General features: G+C 39.2%; 18 protein-coding genes and 1 pseudogene. 4 read left to right on the forward strand and 15 right to left on the reverse strand.

The genetic code is table 11. From position 1 onward, the window contains the following. The first annotated feature begins 245 nt into the window (after positions 1–245). Positions 246–1,475 carry a cytochrome P450 family protein gene (locus IEV91_RS13840; RefSeq protein ID WP_188498007.1) on the forward strand — a complete coding sequence of 410 codons (1,230 nt, stop codon included), beginning with the start codon at positions 246–248 and terminating at the stop codon, positions 1,473–1,475. Between the two features lie 62 nt (positions 1,476–1,537). Here IEV91_RS13840 and IEV91_RS13845 read toward each other — a convergent pair whose 3' ends face one another. The 4 genes and pseudogenes from IEV91_RS13845 to IEV91_RS13860 form a co-directional block, all read right to left on the reverse strand. After that, positions 1,538–2,023 carry a CcdC protein domain-containing protein gene (locus tag IEV91_RS13845; protein WP_188498008.1) on the reverse strand — a complete coding sequence of 162 codons (486 nt, stop codon included), beginning with the start codon at positions 2,021–2,023 and terminating at the stop codon, positions 1,538–1,540. A 131-nt stretch (positions 2,024–2,154) separates the two neighbouring features. Next, a pseudogene (locus IEV91_RS13850) lies at positions 2,155–2,786 on the reverse strand (response regulator). Positions 2,787–2,817: 31 nt separating this feature from the next. After that, on the reverse strand, positions 2,818–3,147 hold the full coding sequence (locus IEV91_RS13855; protein ID WP_188498009.1) for a sensor histidine kinase: 330 nt from the start codon (positions 3,145–3,147) through the stop codon (positions 2,818–2,820). 124 nt (positions 3,148–3,271) lie between these two features. Beyond that, the gene (locus IEV91_RS13860; RefSeq protein ID WP_188498010.1) at positions 3,272–3,988 is read right to left on the reverse strand and encodes a YwaF family protein; all 717 of its coding nucleotides are present in this window, start codon (positions 3,986–3,988) and stop codon (positions 3,272–3,274) included. A 109-nt stretch (positions 3,989–4,097) separates the two neighbouring features. On the opposite strand from IEV91_RS13860, the gene IEV91_RS13865 reads away from it, so the two are divergent. Next, positions 4,098–4,670, forward strand: a complete 573-nt coding sequence (locus tag IEV91_RS13865; RefSeq protein ID WP_188498027.1) for a GNAT family N-acetyltransferase — start codon at positions 4,098–4,100, stop codon at positions 4,668–4,670. A 763-nt stretch (positions 4,671–5,433) separates the two neighbouring features. Here IEV91_RS13865 and IEV91_RS13870 read toward each other — a convergent pair. After that, a complete protein-coding gene (locus IEV91_RS13870) occupies positions 5,434–6,354 on the reverse strand; it encodes an aldo/keto reductase (RefSeq protein WP_188498011.1) in 921 nt (306 codons plus the stop codon). 197 nt (positions 6,355–6,551) lie between these two features. On the opposite strand from IEV91_RS13870, the gene IEV91_RS13875 reads away from it, so the two are divergent. Continuing rightward, positions 6,552–7,067 (forward strand): putative DNA-mimic protein, encoded by a 516-nt coding sequence (locus tag IEV91_RS13875; RefSeq protein WP_188498012.1) that lies wholly within the window; start codon positions 6,552–6,554, stop codon positions 7,065–7,067. 285 nt (positions 7,068–7,352) lie between these two features. Here IEV91_RS13875 and IEV91_RS13880 read toward each other — a convergent pair whose 3' ends face one another. Beyond that, the gene (locus tag IEV91_RS13880; RefSeq protein ID WP_188498013.1) at positions 7,353–7,919 is read right to left on the reverse strand and encodes an NADPH-dependent FMN reductase; all 567 of its coding nucleotides are present in this window, start codon (positions 7,917–7,919) and stop codon (positions 7,353–7,355) included. Positions 7,920–7,931: 12 nt separating this feature from the next. Beyond that, positions 7,932–8,990, reverse strand: coding sequence for an LLM class flavin-dependent oxidoreductase (locus tag IEV91_RS13885; RefSeq protein WP_188498014.1), 1,059 nt, complete (start codon positions 8,988–8,990; stop codon positions 7,932–7,934). 208 nt (positions 8,991–9,198) lie between these two features. Between IEV91_RS13885 and IEV91_RS13890 the strand changes: the two genes are divergently transcribed. After that, complete coding sequence (locus IEV91_RS13890) at positions 9,199–9,564, forward strand: winged helix-turn-helix transcriptional regulator (RefSeq protein ID WP_188498015.1); 366 nt, start codon at positions 9,199–9,201, stop codon at positions 9,562–9,564. Positions 9,565–9,786: 222 nt separating this feature from the next. Here the strand turns inward: IEV91_RS13890 and IEV91_RS13895 are convergent, their stop codons facing one another. The 8 genes from IEV91_RS13895 to IEV91_RS13930 all read right to left on the reverse strand — a co-directional run bounded on the left by IEV91_RS13895 (position 9,787) and on the right by IEV91_RS13930 (position 15,643). After that, positions 9,787–10,770, reverse strand: a complete 984-nt coding sequence (locus IEV91_RS13895; protein WP_188498016.1) for a ketoacyl-ACP synthase III — start codon at positions 10,768–10,770, stop codon at positions 9,787–9,789. 201 nt (positions 10,771–10,971) lie between these two features. Continuing rightward, positions 10,972–11,325, reverse strand: a complete 354-nt coding sequence (locus IEV91_RS13900; protein ID WP_188498017.1) for a hypothetical protein — start codon at positions 11,323–11,325, stop codon at positions 10,972–10,974. A gap of 497 nt (positions 11,326–11,822) precedes the next feature. Further along, a complete protein-coding gene (locus IEV91_RS13905) occupies positions 11,823–12,608 on the reverse strand; it encodes a sugar phosphate isomerase/epimerase family protein (protein WP_188498018.1) in 786 nt (261 codons plus the stop codon). After that, complete coding sequence (locus IEV91_RS13910; protein ID WP_188498019.1) at positions 12,601–13,653, reverse strand: Gfo/Idh/MocA family protein; 1,053 nt, start codon at positions 13,651–13,653, stop codon at positions 12,601–12,603. Before IEV91_RS13910 ends, IEV91_RS13905 begins: the two co-directional genes overlap by 8 nt. A 74-nt stretch (positions 13,654–13,727) precedes the next feature. Continuing rightward, entirely contained in the window at positions 13,728–14,597 is an 870-nt protein-coding gene (locus IEV91_RS13915) for an AraC family transcriptional regulator (RefSeq protein ID WP_188498020.1), read from the reverse strand. Positions 14,598–14,628: 31 nt separating this feature from the next. After that, positions 14,629–14,781 (reverse strand): hypothetical protein, encoded by a 153-nt coding sequence (locus tag IEV91_RS13920; protein WP_188498021.1) that lies wholly within the window; start codon positions 14,779–14,781, stop codon positions 14,629–14,631. A gap of 138 nt (positions 14,782–14,919) precedes the next feature. Further along, the gene (locus tag IEV91_RS13925) at positions 14,920–15,240 is read right to left on the reverse strand and encodes a nucleotidyltransferase family protein (protein WP_188498022.1); all 321 of its coding nucleotides are present in this window, start codon (positions 15,238–15,240) and stop codon (positions 14,920–14,922) included. Position 15,241: 1 nt separating this feature from the next. Then, entirely contained in the window at positions 15,242–15,643 is a 402-nt protein-coding gene (locus IEV91_RS13930) for a nucleotidyltransferase substrate binding protein (protein WP_188498023.1), read from the reverse strand. Positions 15,644–16,285 lie beyond the last annotated feature (642 nt).

Below are 16,285 nucleotides of genomic sequence, written 5' to 3' on the forward strand. Positions count from 1 at the left end.
TTATAAATAGAACCATAATTACTAGAAAAATTTTTTCATAGATTAAGGACAACTCTTGCCCCCAGCTTTTGATCCACCTCACTTTTTACTTTAGACCACGAAGGGCAACAGACTATCGCTTTTCCTACTTTTTCCCTCTCTTTATTTTTAAAAATGGCCTTATTATAGAAGGCTGTGGGAATAATGCGACGAATAGTATAGTAAAGATGTATCCTAAGGTCTTTTACTTAGAAAGGAGAAAACGCATGGTAGATCAGAAAGAAACGCTTGCAGGCTTAAACATTGATTTGTTCTCTGAAACCTTTAATCGTAACCCCTATCCTGTCTTCCAACAGTTAAGAGAAAGAGATCCTATTCATCAGATGACCCTGCCAGATGGGCAAACCGCTTGGGTTATTTCTCGTTATGATGATGCTATGGCCGCATTAAAAGAGGTGCATTTTATTAAAGATCCCACTCAATTTTTCAATAAAGAAGGAGAAGCAGAAAATCCTAATCAGGCTAAGAGCCTTCTCTTTAACAATCATATGTTAAATTCAGATCCTCCTGCACATCGTAGGTTGCGCAATTTAGTTCAAAAAGCCTTTACACCCCGAATGATTGCTGGACTCCGTCCCAGAATCGAAGAAATTACGACTCTTTTACTCGATGATATAGAAGAGAAGGGCGCGGTGGATCTCATTGAGGCATTTGCCTTTCCACTTCCTATTATAGTGATCTGTGAGATGCTAGGCGTACCAAGTGAAGATCGTGATATTTTCCGTCAATGGTCAAATACTCTCGTTGAGGCTGCAAACAATCCCAAGAAAATCCAAGAAATACAGCCACAAATGATCAACTTTTCCAACTATATTGATGATTGGATTCACTACAGAAAACAACATCCACAACATGATTTAATCAGTCACTTAATCGAAGCAGAGGAACGTGGCGAACAGTTAAATCATCAAGAAATCCGTTCGCTCGTCTTCTTATTAATCATTGCTGGACATGAAACCACCGTGAACTTAATCGGAAATGGGGTTCTAGCTCTCCTCGAAAATCCCGACCAACTCGAAACACTAAAAGCGAATCCTTCGCTGATTCATCAAGCGATTGAAGAAATGCTCCGCTATAATGGACCCGTTGAATTTTCAACTTCGCGGTGGGCTTCTGAGGATATAGTCTTTCGAGGGCAAACGATGTCTAAAGGTGATCTTATTCTTATCGCGCTCGATTCCGCCAATCGTGATCCTGAACAGTTTCAGTCTCCAGAAACCTTCGATATTACCCGAAAATACAACCGCCATCTCGCTTTTGGCAAAGGCATTCATTATTGCTTAGGCGCTCCACTGGCACGTCTTGAAGGCGAAATTGCTATAAACGCATTAATAAAGCGTATGCCGAACTTGCAACTGAATACAGATAGCGAATCTTTACAATGGCGTCCTGGTATCCTCATCCGAGGATTAACCGCTTTGCCTGTGAGATATTAGAACAAAAGAACAGCCTCTGCCTATGTTTCGACATAGGCAGAGGTTGCGATTGTTTGGAAGCTTTATTTATTTTGCCTTGCTAAAGCGCCACGAATTTGCGGATAACGTAAGCCTAGCATCAATGAACGTACGCCCCAAACGACTGCAATCTCAATCCAAATAATCCATTCTACAACCTTGTTTTGCGAATGATCAAAATGATTAAATATCAACATACAAACAATCCGAATTGCAAGCAATGCAACCCATGTGATGAGGTATCGCCAATCCCCCTGCATCACCCAAGCGCCATTCACTTGATAAACCTTTGTAGATCTCGCTTGTAATATACCAAAGCCAATACCAATAATTACAGAGATTAAACACTCAATAAGTTGAAAGTCAGGTACAGTAGGCCTTGGTAGATTCTCATAAGCCATGAAAAAAGCAATGATAGGCATTATATAAAAACGGAAACGGTTTAGTGATCTGGGCTTAAGTTGCCGAGAAATAATCACTATCACTAATCCAAACATGAGAATACTTGTAAATACACTGTGTAGATCCAAACAAAGGTTCCTCCTTCATTATTCGAAATAAGATGTTATCTATACATCTAATAATAAAAAAGAAGGAATAAAAAAACGTCTGTCGGTAGACATATCTTTTTAGTCATTGGACTCTATCTCTAGATAGAGAATCATTTAACAAACCCTTGACGAATCGCAATGACAACGGCTTGAGTACGATCCTCTGCCCCCAATTTTGGCAGAATTCTATGGACATGTGTTTGACCGTACCTTGTGAAATATAAAGAATTTCAGCAATCTCCGAATTTCTTCGCCCATATGCCATTTCTTGAAGAACATCGATTTCTCTTTCTGTTAGTGATTCTATTTCTTTTTGATAAATCAATTCATCTGGAGTGGCAGTATCCGTCTGCTTTTTTGTGATGAACTGTGCTAACGCTTGGCCTGCCGTTGTACTTTTGTAGATGGCAGATCCCCGCATAGCAGACCGAATCCCTTCTAAGAGTTCATTGGTTTCCGCATCTTTTAATAAATAGCCAATAGCACCTGCTCGGATCCCTTCAAAGATATATTCTTGAACATCAAATGTTGTCAAGAGAATAATTTTTATATCAGGTTGTTTAGATAAAATAGATTGTGTTGCTTCAATACCGTTCTTCTTTGGTAACCGGATATCCATCAAGACAAGATCAGGCTGCGTTTGATGACAAATGGACACTGCTTCTTCTCCATCACCAGCTTCAGCAATAACCTCCATGTCTGTCTGACTATTAATGATATATTGGAGCCTTTGACGAATAATAGACTGATCATCTACTCACAAGATCCGAATTTTATCTCCCATTCTTTTCCCCTCCATCAGCAGGTAATACAGCCATTACCGTTAATCCACCACACTCATTTCGAGAATATTCACATGTTTCACCTAGTTCCCTTGACCTTGTGATCATACCTTTAATACCAAATCCCGGGATAAGCTGTCTCTCCTTATCATACTCTCCGTTATCAGATAACCACAACGTGACTTGATTATCCTGCTCAGTGACTTTCACTTTAACTTCAGTAGCCGTTGAATGACGGAGTACATTACTCAGCCCTTCTTGCAAAATACGATAAAGGGCTACACTCACTTGTTTCGACCAATTGGAGACAGTTTCCCCCACAAACTCACATTTCAAAGGAGAATGCGCTTCAGTTTGTGAAATCAGGCCTTTGAGAGCAATGACACCTAAATCTTGTTGTTAGAAACACCTTTTGATTTCCTCTCTCTTCTCCTCGACTTTCGATTTAAGACTCCTCTCTTCTTTTAATCCAAAACGGACTATATAAAAGATAAAAGCTGAGGATCATCACTAGCTCTAACGACAGAAGATACCACGGCCATGGGCCAAGAAAATTTAGCAATGACATGTTCCCGGGCTTTTTCATGATGTACAGATAATTTGACCCGAGCCCTTTATTAATAGCAAAGACACACCCAGCATAAATATTAACGATTAAAAAGGTTACCCATAGCGCTCGAAGGGTCGGTCTGTAATGATAAACGACCACCATCAATAAACAAGCAAGCACAACACCACCATGAGAAACAAAAAATTCAATGTACCGAAAATGTGGGAATGAAAACTTTCCTAAGTCGGGTGTGATAACGGCTTGAAGAGAGCTCCCTAGTCCAGCAAAATACATGAATTGAAACAGTTTCGAGCTCCCGGTTAAAAGCATGATAATCGCAAGGAGCACCACAATATCGCTAAGTTGCAAAGGTAAATCTCTCTTAAGAGACCATACGTTTTGTGAAATAAGCCATACATGCAACCCAACATTAGCCACAAACAAGAGGATGGCCAACATGAATCGAAAATAATTTCGCTTTCTCCTAACGCCTCTTCTAAAAATGAACAACAAGGCACATAAAATCACAATAATCGTCAGTGTGACAAGGTGTTGTAAGGAAAAAGCATGGAAAACATGAAGTGGCGTATGATAGTGAAAATAGGTCTGCATATTTAAATACCCCATAACATAGATAGATTTTAAAAGTTCTCTTAGTCTGGGGCAATTATTTCCTGGGCTATACCGGTGGTTAGCAAGGAGAAGGAGAATGAGAATGAAAATGAAATTAACAAGTCATCGAGCATTATTACGTTTAATGTCATTAGATGATATTGATGCGTTATATAAAATCGTCGAGTCACACCCTCACATATGGACGTTTTTAACCTCTAAAATGGATCAGCAGGAAGATATGAGAAATTATGTCGTCACTGCGCTGAATCATTATGCACAGGGGACAGAGTTCCCCTTCGTTGTCATCGACCAATCAACGGGTGAACTTGTGGGAAGTACCCGTCTATATCACCTATCAAACGCACACAGATCCGTTGAGCTTGGTTATACTTGGTACCATCCCAAGGTTCAACGCACAAGCATCAATACAGAGTGTAAATATTTATTGTTACACTACGCTTTTGAAGAGCTTGACGTCTTACGTGTCCAACTTAAAACAGACGCTCGAAATTTAAGAGCCCAACAAGCTATCAAACGACTTGGAGCCACAAAGGAAGGCCTCTTACGCCATGAGAGACCCTTACCCAATGGTTATGTCAGAGATGCCGTCATTTACAGTATCCTAAAAGAAGAATGGCCACAGGTAAAAGCACACCTGCAAAGAAAAATGAATCGGTGATTCGAACACTCATCTACACTCTAAGCACAAACATGAGAAAAACCGGGCGAATGCGTGCCCCGGTCCTCGTTTAGACATTGAAAAGTCTTTTACCATTAGGCAGCGTCAGCAAACTCAGTTGATTGGAGCGGAAGACGCGAGACTCCTTCGGGAACAGCACGAGTCCGAAGATCCATTTTGGAACACAAAGAGTCCATTCCAAAATTAGCTGAGGCCGTGCCCGAGGAAAGCGAGCGTTCTGAAGCGGAAATCCACACCGTGCTGATAATTAGAATTTTATACATTCCTATACTTTAAGAATTGCTTGGCTCACATCAAGTCCTTATCCGTGCAGACAAGTTTTTCTACCGATCTCTTTATTGCTTCGATAGATTATACTCTCTTATTCTTTGAGAAAAACCAGACAATGGAGCGATTTCTTATGAAACATGATCATATTTCTTTTATTGATGAACACATGAATCAATTGTGCTTACCACTAGATTCGGAAGTTAATATTCCCCAAAATCACCTCTCTCGTAAATAAGGGTGGAATGGGATCTTATTTGCGTTACACATAACTTATTGAAAGGATCAAACCACTTCAAGCCGAAGGTTAAAAAAAGAGGAAAAAGTCGTATGAAATGACTTTTCCCTCTGTTTTTTTATATCTTACAAATCCAATTTGATTAAATATAAAGTTGAAGCTGTCTCAAATCGTCCATTTTTATGGACTTTTGAAACAGCCTCTTTGTTTAATATAACCTTAATTTCTCGTATTCAATTATTTAGTCACAGCAAGAGGATGTGTATCCTGGACAATATCTAATTCGGCAGCAGCAGCGTTCACCTCAACTTGTTCTGGACTTTTACAACCTGGAATGACCGTTGTAACAGCCGGGTGTTGTAGGCACCAAGCTAGCGCCCATTGTGCCATATTAACACCCTCTGGGACTTCTTCTGCTTTGATTTTCTCAACCTGTCTCAGCTTCTCGTCAATGTCTTCTTGATCCCGTTTTTGGCGCACGTTATCACTAAATCGCACACCTGGTTTATACTTGCCACTTAAAAGTCCACTGGCTAAGGGGACTCTGGCTAAAACCCCTAAATTTTGCTCAATGCATGAAGGAAAAACCTCTTCCTCTGGGGTGCGATCTAAGCGATTATAGACCACTTGAATGGCTTTAGCATGTAACTCTGATGCTTTAGAGGTTTGATAAATATTCGCGTTGCTGCCGATCGAGATACCAAGATTGCGAATTTTTCCTGCCGCTACCTGCTTATCGAGCATTGTCCATAATGCGTCATTATCAAAAACTGCATCGGAGCCTGAATGAAACTGATAGAGATCAATATAGTCGGTTTGAAGGGCTTTTAATGATGCATCCAATTGCTTTTGGACTGCTTGCGTATCCCAAGCATGTTCCCACTGTTCTTCCCAATGGTGACCAAATTTTGAAGCAATCACCCATTCCTCGCGCTGATCCCTCGAGAGATAATCCCCTATAAAGCTTTCGGATAAGTGATGAGGACCATAACATTCTGCCGTATCAATCAAATTAATTCCGAGCGCTTTTGCTCGAGAAAGAATGGCATCAACCTCAGATTGATTGAAGTCCTTCCCCCAATCTCCACCAAATTGCCAGGTTCCTACACCCACGACAGATACATCTAAATCCGTTTTCCCTAATCTTCTATACTTCATCTCCACCACTCCTATCATTTTGTAAACGCTTTTACTTTAGACTTATCGTATGCCCCACAGGCCTACTTTTCAAGCACAAACACTTAGACACTGCAACGTTCGTTAAAAAATGTTTGCTTTCGACAGAAAACGACCCCTCTTTACCCTAAAACTCTTGCGAATAGTTCTTAATAATAATGAACTAAAGGTGATTAAATATGAAGATACAAGCCCATATCAAACAGCTGACTGAAGAAAATAAACCAGATAACCCACTTTATCGCACATTAGAAATTCACATGCAACGAATGGGATTTCTGGTTCCATATCGTGAAGAATTAAATTGGACAACCGAGTATGAGACCATTGAACTTGGCGAAGAACAGCAGCTTATCGAGTTGCAAAAACTTGCCGCTAAAAACGATGGAGGCACACTCTTCTTTGCCAAGATCACAAAAAACACCATTTATCAACAGGTTATTTGCCACCCCAATAAAATGGGTGTTTACCTTCCGTTTCATTTTGAAACCCCCTTTACCGTTAAAGTGGCTCGGCAAAAATACTGGGTGGGTTCTGCGCCTCGTCTCCAGAATGAATTAAAATGGTTAGAGATTGCGATGAACAACAGTGGAGAAGAAGAAGTCAAGGCGTATTGGGAAAACCTTAAGACCGCTGTTCAAACCGCTATTGACCGTATGAGTCCCATTGTTCTCGAAACCGAAGCTGCCTCTTAAGATTTTATAAAAGAAAATGCCGCTTTCAGCCGCGGACAAGACTACAGCTTACTTTAGATGGGCTATCAAGCTCCAATGGATTTGGATCACAAATTCCCTGTTCCTGTGGTCTACTAGACAGGCTTCGTCGTCAGCCTTTTTGGAACAACTCGGGCGTCTATTCGTGAAGTGTCGCAGGCCCGGTTCCCGCTAGACTAAGGAAAGCGACTAGGAAATAACTTTCGTAGAAAAAGGTAAAAAAAGAGGTGTTCAGTTCTTCCACTGTCCACCTCGATAAAATAAGAGTTAAAAACCGTATTCAGCTTCTTTTGCCTCTCTAATGCTTGTATAGGTTTCCGTTAATACAACCGTATCTTCTACTAATCGATTGATTCGGAATAAGACATCTTCATTGATAATGTCCTTCCGATAAAAATCCGCTTCCTCAATAAAAACATACGTTTGTACTATTTGTGCCTTCATATAAGATAAAATCGGCTTCAATTGTTGTTCAGCTATTAAATAATGCTTAGAGGAACCCGCAGTTACAATCATGCTAATAACCTTATTTAAAAAGGCGTTAACCGGAAGTAAATCAAAAATGTTCTTTAGAGTCGCGGGAATAGAGGCCTGAAAAATAGGTGTACCAATTATCAACGCATCAGCGTCCATGATCGTTTGGGTTACATATTTTGTATCGCCTTCATATTCTAAATAATTCCGTCCATCACTAAACTGAATCTCATAATCAGCCAAATCAATTAAGGTCACATGAACTTCTGGATACTTTTCTTGAAGTGTCTTTATGGTATAATCCATAGCGGTTCTCGTTTTTGAGCCTACGATAGAACCCGATAACGCTACGATCTTCATATTCCCCACCTCCTAGCTCTTTGCGGTGTATTTTCTTATGGCCGGTAAAATTTCCGTCCCAATAATCTCAACATTTTTCATGATTTTATCAAAAGGAACGCCACCAAAATCAATTTGAGCAATATAACGCTGGTGCCCAAAGACTTCATATTGATAAAGAATTTTTTCAATGATTTGCTGTGGACTTCCGACGTTCATAATATTATGCGGATCTGCACCTTGAGCAAAATGCTGCTTAGGAAAGCCCTGACCGTTTGTTAGTTTCATCCCTTCATTAATATGAGGGTAATACTCACTTAAGGCCTGTTGTGTTGTTTCTGCGGCATAGAAAAACCCTGCTGTTGCAACAGGTAACTTTAATGGATCATGCCCATTACGACGCGCACCTTCACGATAAGCGTCTACGGTTCGCTTAAAAATTGCCGCCGGACCCCCTAAATGCGCCATGAACATCGGGACTCCTGCATAACCCGCCTTAAGCGCACTGGCGGGTGAACCCCCAACAGCTCGCCAAATCGGCATCGACCCACTTTGCGGGCGTGGAAGCACTCGCGCGTCTTTTAGTGGGGCACGAAATTCGCCACTCCAATTAACGACTTCTTCCTCGTTAATCTTGAGTAGCAGATCAAACTTTTCCTCAAATAATTCTTCATAATCACGAAGATTATACCCTAATAAATCAAAAAGCCCTACTCTCGAAGCTCGACCAGCAATGATTTCTGCCCGTCCCTTAGAAATTAAATCAATCGTGGCAAAGTTCTCATACACACGTACTGGATCAGATGTGCTAATAATCGTCGATGAACTACCGATCTTTATCTTTTCTGTGGCTTGCGCGATAGCCGATAAAACTACAGCATGTGCTTGCGTTGCAAAATACTCTTGATGACTTTCTCCCACACTAAAAAAATCTATCCCGGCTTGCTCAGCAAGCTTTGCATATTCAATAATTTCATGAAGACGCTGTTCAGCAGAAATTCTTTCCCCCGTTAACGGATTGGGAAGATGATCGCCTAGCGTATAAATACCAAATTCTAGTCCTTTATCTTGATCAATACGGTAATTTTCCATTTAATGCTCACCTTTTCTTTGCATAAAGTTCTGATGTCACGATTTGATAATACATGATCTATATCTCAACTTTAAAAATAAAAGCCTTCAAGTGTATTGTTTTTTCACTTATTCATCACCATGTTATTATAGATGATAATGATAAATGGTATAAGTACGCACTTATAAGTGGTATAGTATCCAAAAAGATACCAAGGAGGATTATAAAATGGAAAAGGTACCGGAAAATTGCCAAGTAGAAGATGCACTAGGTATTCTAGTCGGTAAATGGAAACCGATCATTTTATTGCATTTACTTCAAAAGGGCACCAAACGATTTAGTGAACTTAAACGTAGCATGCCCGGAATCACCCAGAAAATGTTGACAAAACAATTACGCGAATTAGAGAATGAAGATATCATTAAACGCGTCGTCTTTCCACAGGTTCCTCCCAAGGTTGAATACTCTATAACAGAATACGGTCGCAGCCTTGAACCCATTTTGGAAGCCATGCATGAATGGGGCTCAAAACACGCCCTACATAAGATGGAAAAGGCAAATAAAGACATAAAAAGCATACCACATACACATTAAAAGCTGTAAGATTTTGCATACTGGAAAATTCCCCAGTCTTTGGCATGGAATTTCTCCAAAAACAAAGAGCAGTATCAGCAAGCAAGTCTAATTGAGCGGAAATCACACCGTCCTGATGACCAGAAATTTTATACTTTCTTACCTTTTAAAAGAGACTTCAACTTTTACGTTGAAGTCTTAAACCATCTTAACCGGCATCTGCCAGCTTGATTTAACCGTCCTTTAATAGGTCAGCAACATCGCAACCATTTGATAGCCGCCACCTATCGTCCAGAACAGAACGGTATCGCCCCTTTTAATTCTTCCAGCCTCAATACCTTCATGTAAAGCAATAAACGGGCTACTTGTCCCGGTATAACCAAACCGATCGCCTATGTACATGATCTTTTCATCAGCAATAGAAAAATGCTCCTGAATTCGCTCGATGTTTGAGATAGAAAATTGAGAGAGACAAAAAGCCCCGATATCCTCAGTACCTTTGTTATTCCGCTTTAACAGTGTTTCTATCATTTCATATGCTGGAGGTAAAGCAATATCGCCATCAAAGGGAAGCCATTGAATGCCTTTATTTTCATGGTTAAACATCTTCGATAGTCCATGGCGTGGGAAGTAAGTTTTATCATAAGTTGAAGAGTCCGTAAAATAGATAGAATCAATAAAACCGGTATCTTCATCCGTTTTTTCCAAAATCACAGCACATGAAGCATCTCCAAAATTTGCGTAGGTAATTTCTTCTTCTGGATTACTCATTAACGTATTGTAATCAGATCCTACAATTAATACGGTATTGATCCTTGGATTAGAAAGCATATAACGTGCGGCTTGATCAATCGCTAAGGTCATTCCAGCACAATTGGCATTAGAATCCATCGTTATGGTTTTGGTACTCGCTTGAAGCGCTCTATGCAATTGGAGAGCATTAGTGGTTGCTAAGTACTCGGGGGTTTGCGAGGAAAAGACAATCAAATCTAAATCCTTACCTGTTAATTGTGCTTTCTCTAATACGCGCTTTGAGGACTCTACAGCCATCGTCAGACTATTTTCCTCGTTATTTTCAATAACGAATCTCTGCTTACGCCCTAAGACTTTATCCAAAAATTTTGTAATGTCCCGCCCCTGCTTTTTGAAATGTTGAAGGTAAAATTCATTATCACGAATCGTTTCAGGGTGATAAATGGCGATATCTCTTATTTTAATGTGTTCCAAAGTCGTTGCTACGTCCCTTCTATGATGGTTAAGGTCTTTTCATTGGAATAACCGGGCAAAACACACCAAGTTTTTCACTAGACTCCAGTGTAATGGAGCGGAAAACAACTTCATCCCCTCTGATAATAACTAACAGCTTCCTGGTAATTTAACAAAGACAAGGTCTATTTACCTTGTCTCCTAAAAAGATGGCTAATTCCCTTATACTTCTCGGATTTCGGCATTTCCAAAATCGGTACTTCTTAAGATCCGGTTAAGCTGCATTTTTAAAATAACGTTTTTCTTAATGGTAATGATCATCTTATCGAAGCCAGATTGTTGATATAAACCAATGGACTCTTTCATGCTCGGAATCATGTCCTGAGTTAAAACATCCATATCAGTGGAATCCACATTGAGTGTATATTCACTGGCATTGACACTTTGCACTTTTTCTAAGTATTCTTTGACAAACTCCTGAACCTTTTCCTCTGAGAACGTACCGATAATCACCATATCTATTGTCTTATTCTCACGATTAACTTCAATTTTAAAATCGCCTGTTCTTACTGGCATTACACATCATCCTTTTTTCATATTCAATCCCCAATATAAATGATAGACTTCTATATAAAAGAAATTCAATAGGAAAAAACGACAGTTCTATTACTAAATAACTGATCCTTTATCCAGTTATTCAGTTATCCCACAATACTTTTTTCTTTCCAAAAAGATCGATCGGAAGACGCCTCACATAAAAATTCCATCTATTTGATCGCTACAGAAGAAGGAATAGCATTTGATAAAAACAAATACAATGAAGACCTTGATTATGGCTGAGGTCGATTTTTTAATATTGACCGGCTGTACGAACAGCATTCTCAATCACGAGTAGGTTATCACGAAGCCAGAAAAGAAAGTGGTCGGGCAAAAAGTTTTTAAATCAAAAAAATCCAAACTCTTCAAACCTCACGATTTGGATAGTTCGGGTTTTTATCCATTTATAACTAGCAGACGAAACGGGTACGGTACACTTTAGTCGCACAGACGGGGTCCCAAAAGTGTCTTTTCCTTTATCTATCGGATATTTCATCCCTCATCAGGAGTGTTGTTTTTTCAGCGTCAGCAACCTTAATTGTATCAATGATTTCAAAGGTGAATAGACCCGTATATCCGTAATCCACCATTAAGTCTGGCCATTGGAAGGCAAGAGGAATGGCATCTGCTAATTCCACCTGTATTGTATCGAATCCTTGATTTCCACAAGGTCTTACATGACAATGACTCATCCAGGGAAGTAATACCTTCCAATCTTTAGGTCCATAGCCTTGAACAAGATAATGGCTCGCATCTAAGGTGAGCTTAAGACCAGGGAACCGCTCCAGTAATCTCAATGTATCATGAATGGTTTCAGTGAAATGATCGCAATGCGTTTCTACCATTAAATCCACGCCCTGTGACTTAAAAACCTTATAGGCAGTTTCTAAAATTTCCAACCCTGTTCCCCATCCTTCATTCAACATACCTGAAGGAAGAGTCACTCCAGTACGGCTATGCAATCGTTTGGCCGCCTGACATAAGGCGAGACACTGTTCTTCGATAGCATATTTAAAAGGTTTAGCACCAAAACCTGAATTAATTGATGCAACATGTAATCCCTTTTCCTTCAGCTTTTGTTCGATGGGGACTATCGTGCGTTCAAAATCTTTGACTAACCGGTTAGGATTAATATCGGTCCAATCATTCAAAATACCTAAATCAATCCATGTAAAGTCCAATGCAGCCACTTTTTCTAGTGCCATTGTTACGGGTTGTTCAGAACATGTCAATGTGCTGATGCCTAATTTTTGTCTATCCATGAATAACATTCCCCATTGTTCTTTCTAAATCGCTTTTAAGCTCAGTCACATTGATGTTTGTTTTATTTAGTCCTGCTAAATAAATGGCGTGATCAACAACCATAACATTCCAGCCATCCTCCCAATTTGAAGGGGCCCTTTTTCCACTCATGAAATGCTGTGCCACTGTCTTAATAGATGCTCTAAAGCCAATAATGTTTGACCTTTCTTGATACTGGCTGACGTCGATAAGATTATCACCCTCAGGCAACCAGGATACTTTACCAACCATGTTCCTTTCCCAATCCAATCCAGTTGCTTGAAGCACCTCTCCCGAATCAAACACACAAGTATAGCCAAACGGCAAGTGATTAAGGCTTTGATATAATGAAGCATTGATGTGAATGTTTAAACCATTTTCATATGATAATCTCGCAGACAGGGATTCACTGGGAATATAGATAAGGTGATCGGCCACTTTAAACGTCTCTACCAGATGCTGCGGCCAATGTCTTTCTGTCCCATCCGCGCTGATGCTGGTAGGAACTCCAAAGATCCACAGCAGTGTCTCAAGCACATGGTGGAAACAAAAGGAGTGAGACTGGACGTATACCTCACGAATCCTTCCATGTTTATCCGCAGACGTTATGTCCTTTAGCAGTGAAAAACAAGGGTAGTAATGATAGTTATAGTTGATGCCTGCCCAATTGCCTGTGCGTTTTGCAGCAGACATCATTTCAAATCCATCTTGAAGATTAGCGGCCATAATCTTCTCAGAAAATACCGAGAGACCCAGCTCGATGGCTTGTATTGCCATCAGCTTATGAATATGCTCTGGTGTACAGATATCCACTAAATCGGGTCGGTTGTTCCTCACTAATGCGTCTAGAGATTGGTAGACTTGGTCACCTTTAATTCCCCATTTATTCGCCTTTTGTTTGGCTTGCTCTTCGTTGATATCAACAACAGCAACGACCTCCGCATGCGCGCACTGTTTCCAGCCATCGACATGACTTTCAGAAACTCCACCTGCCCCGACAATCGCAACCTTCATCTTATCCTGCATATGATCGCCCCTTTTATAAACTTATTATCATCTATTTTATCGAGTCCCCGTTTAAAAAGGTTAGGATGATTTAATTAAGGATGAGTACAAATCGCATGTCTTCGATAATCACTTGGCGTTTGCCCAACTAGCTTTTTGAATAACCTAGAAAAATAGGTATGGTCTTGAATACCCACCCGTTCAGCTATCTCCGAGATAGATCGGTCTTCCTTTAAAAGTTGGCAAGCATTTGAAATTCTTAATTTATTTATATAATTTATCGGTGAAAGTCCCATCGTCTCCTTAAACACCTTCCGGAAGTGACCTGGACTTAAATAAATATGGGAAGCTATTTCATCTACACTTAAATCCCCTTGTAAATGCTGCTCCATATATTCTAAAGCAAGCGCAACTAATTCTCTTTTTCTATTATAGATTGTGTTCTCCTCTTGTTCTTGCCAGTCCCGCGCCCGTCCAAGCGTACAAAGTAACAACGTTAAGTTAGACTTTTGAATGAGCCCGAAATCAGGATTGAGTTGTTTTGATTCTTTGTGCATCCGATCTAGAATGACCAAAATGTCATTAATCTGACTCGGAGCCAAATGAAGGATTTCCTGCATATGAGAAAAGCGCTCAGCAACGAACATATCGTGCAAACTGGAAATCGTTTGAAGCCGCAGCCAATCCTCCCCCAAAGCTTGCGGATAAAACATACAATTATAAATCACCATAGGAGAATCGATTGTATAGGCATGATTTTGATGTGGTGTAATGGTGAAGACATCTCCAGGAATGAGACGAACGTTAGAGTCTTGATATGTATGTATGCAGGAACCTTTTAGAATAAATGCGATTTCAACAAAATCATGTTTATGATCCGAAACAGAGCTTTCACCTTGCCATGGCAGGACTTTAATCTGTTCCTCAGTTGAAGGCCATGGTAAATAATCATTTGCAGATTCCACAACATCACCCCATTTTATTTTCTCTTAATACTTATGTATTCGCGGGGATATTGGAAATTCCTTGTTCAAGCAGCTTAATGGAGGCAAAAGTTAATAGAACAATGAGATATCGCCCTAGTACCCATTTATAAAAAAAGGTTCGCTTATATGGTTCATTCGATTCCTGCAAAAAATAATCGTCCATTTTACCTCATCCTAAATGTAAAAACGCTGACTCCCTTTTTCAAAGGAATCAGCGCTATATTAACGTTCTTTAGTTATGTGTTTATGGTACCGGTGGACCGTACACCATTTCATACACACAATTATTTTCAACGAACCGTTATCCATATTTTATTGAGTTAGCTTTATATAATATTTTTCCTTCTTTATCAATATGAGCTTTTAAATTTTCATTAGAGATTGATTCATAGTGAATAATGTCGAAGAAATACGGTAATGGATATTCCTCATTTAGTAAATCAGATAATTTATATAAAACCTCTGAAGTAATATCCTTTCCTTTTATTGCAATATCTATATCCGATCCTTTTTTGTAATTGCCCATTGCTCTACTTCCAAAAATAACTGCACATTTAATTTCATCAAACTGCATTAAGGCAACATTTATATAGTGTAAGTCACTCTCAATTAGTCCAAACATATTATCTTTCCTTTAGTAATGTTTTATATAAATTTTGAAGTAAAGGTAGAAATTGTTCTTGTATTTCTTTCACTAACTTTTCTGCTAACTCTTGATCATAAGTATGACTTGTTAAATTCCGTTTAGATAATGCATCCATCCAAAGGTGTCCTTCTTCAATTAAATCCATCTGAAAAGCTTGTTTTATGGATTCTCGAGGACTTTTTGCAATGTATCCCTCTGACTCCAAATAATCCTTTAATACTTTCCACGCTAATTCAAAGGTGGTCTCAAAGAATTGGATAATACCTGCTCGCTCCAATTCATTTGATATGGAGTTGTTCGAATATTTTTCTAAGAGTTTGAAAGACTTTTCGAAATTCTCGAATCTTTGTTTCCAACGAATATCTTTCATTTCATCCATGTTTTCACTCCTATTAATTTTATCCCTGTTACTATAAATTATTACCTGATTGATACCAATCTATATTAATTGGAGATCTTCTGGACTAAAAACAATACTCTTTAATGACTGTCCCCTTTAAACCTTATTATACATCATTTCCATTCCCACGGACTAAGCAAACCAATAACCATTTATCTGTACAAAAAAGAGGCTGTCTCAGAAGTCCTGAAAATTGGACTGTTTGAGACAGCATCATCTTGATATTCAATCAAATTGAATTTGTAGGATATAAAAAAACAGAGGGAAAAGCCATATTATCTGACAAAACCTGTTTGGTCGTATTATAGCGCGTTTTAAACTCATTGCCAGCACCATTTCATTTATTAAGAGATTTAAATTAAATACTATGTAACTGTTTATTGACGAATGTAATTTAGTTGTTCCTCAGTTACTTTATGTTCGTCACACCCAAAACCGAAATTTAAATATAAATTGTATGTGCCATCACTATTGAGGCTGGCACTTTTATTTTGCGCTTGCTGATACATACTCCTTACTGCTTCTATGTCTGCACTTGATAATAGTTCCATTTCAACGTAAGCGTAAAATAGTCCACACCTATAGTTTAGGTATGGACTATTGTTATAATTTATTTAGTTT

This window comes from Pullulanibacillus pueri, from assembly GCF_014639255.1.
Taxonomy (GTDB): domain Bacteria; phylum Bacillota; class Bacilli; order Bacillales; family Sporolactobacillaceae; genus Pullulanibacillus; species Pullulanibacillus pueri.

What these genes read in the sequence shown, in the direction of transcription:
- IEV91_RS13840 (WP_188498007.1), top strand. Translation starts at nt 246, where the DNA reads ATGGTAGATCAGAAAGAAACGCTTGCAGGCTTAAACATTGATTTGTTC.
- IEV91_RS13860 (WP_188498010.1), bottom strand. Translation starts at nt 3,988, where the DNA reads ATGCAGACCTATTTTCACTATCATACGCCACTTCATGTTTTCCATGCT.
- IEV91_RS13865 (WP_188498027.1), top strand. Translation starts at nt 4,098, where the DNA reads ATGAAATTAACAAGTCATCGAGCATTATTACGTTTAATGTCATTAGAT.
- IEV91_RS13870 (WP_188498011.1), bottom strand. Translation starts at nt 6,354, where the DNA reads ATGAAGTATAGAAGATTAGGGAAAACGGATTTAGATGTATCTGTCGTG.
- IEV91_RS13875 (WP_188498012.1), top strand. Translation starts at nt 6,552, where the DNA reads ATGAAGATACAAGCCCATATCAAACAGCTGACTGAAGAAAATAAACCA.
- IEV91_RS13880 (WP_188498013.1), bottom strand. Translation starts at nt 7,919, where the DNA reads ATGAAGATCGTAGCGTTATCGGGTTCTATCGTAGGCTCAAAAACGAGA.
- IEV91_RS13885 (WP_188498014.1), bottom strand. Translation starts at nt 8,990, where the DNA reads ATGGAAAATTACCGTATTGATCAAGATAAAGGACTAGAATTTGGTATT.
- IEV91_RS13890 (WP_188498015.1), top strand. Translation starts at nt 9,199, where the DNA reads ATGGAAAAGGTACCGGAAAATTGCCAAGTAGAAGATGCACTAGGTATT.
- IEV91_RS13900 (WP_188498017.1), bottom strand. Translation starts at nt 11,325, where the DNA reads ATGCCAGTAAGAACAGGCGATTTTAAAATTGAAGTTAATCGTGAGAAT.
- IEV91_RS13905 (WP_188498018.1), bottom strand. Translation starts at nt 12,608, where the DNA reads ATGGATAGACAAAAATTAGGCATCAGCACATTGACATGTTCTGAACAA.
- IEV91_RS13910 (WP_188498019.1), bottom strand. Translation starts at nt 13,653, where the DNA reads ATGCAGGATAAGATGAAGGTTGCGATTGTCGGGGCAGGTGGAGTTTCT.
- IEV91_RS13920 (WP_188498021.1), bottom strand. Translation starts at nt 14,781, where the DNA reads ATGGACGATTATTTTTTGCAGGAATCGAATGAACCATATAAGCGAACC.
- IEV91_RS13925 (WP_188498022.1), bottom strand. Translation starts at nt 15,240, where the DNA reads ATGTTTGGACTAATTGAGAGTGACTTACACTATATAAATGTTGCCTTA.
- IEV91_RS13930 (WP_188498023.1), bottom strand. Translation starts at nt 15,643, where the DNA reads ATGGATGAAATGAAAGATATTCGTTGGAAACAAAGATTCGAGAATTTC.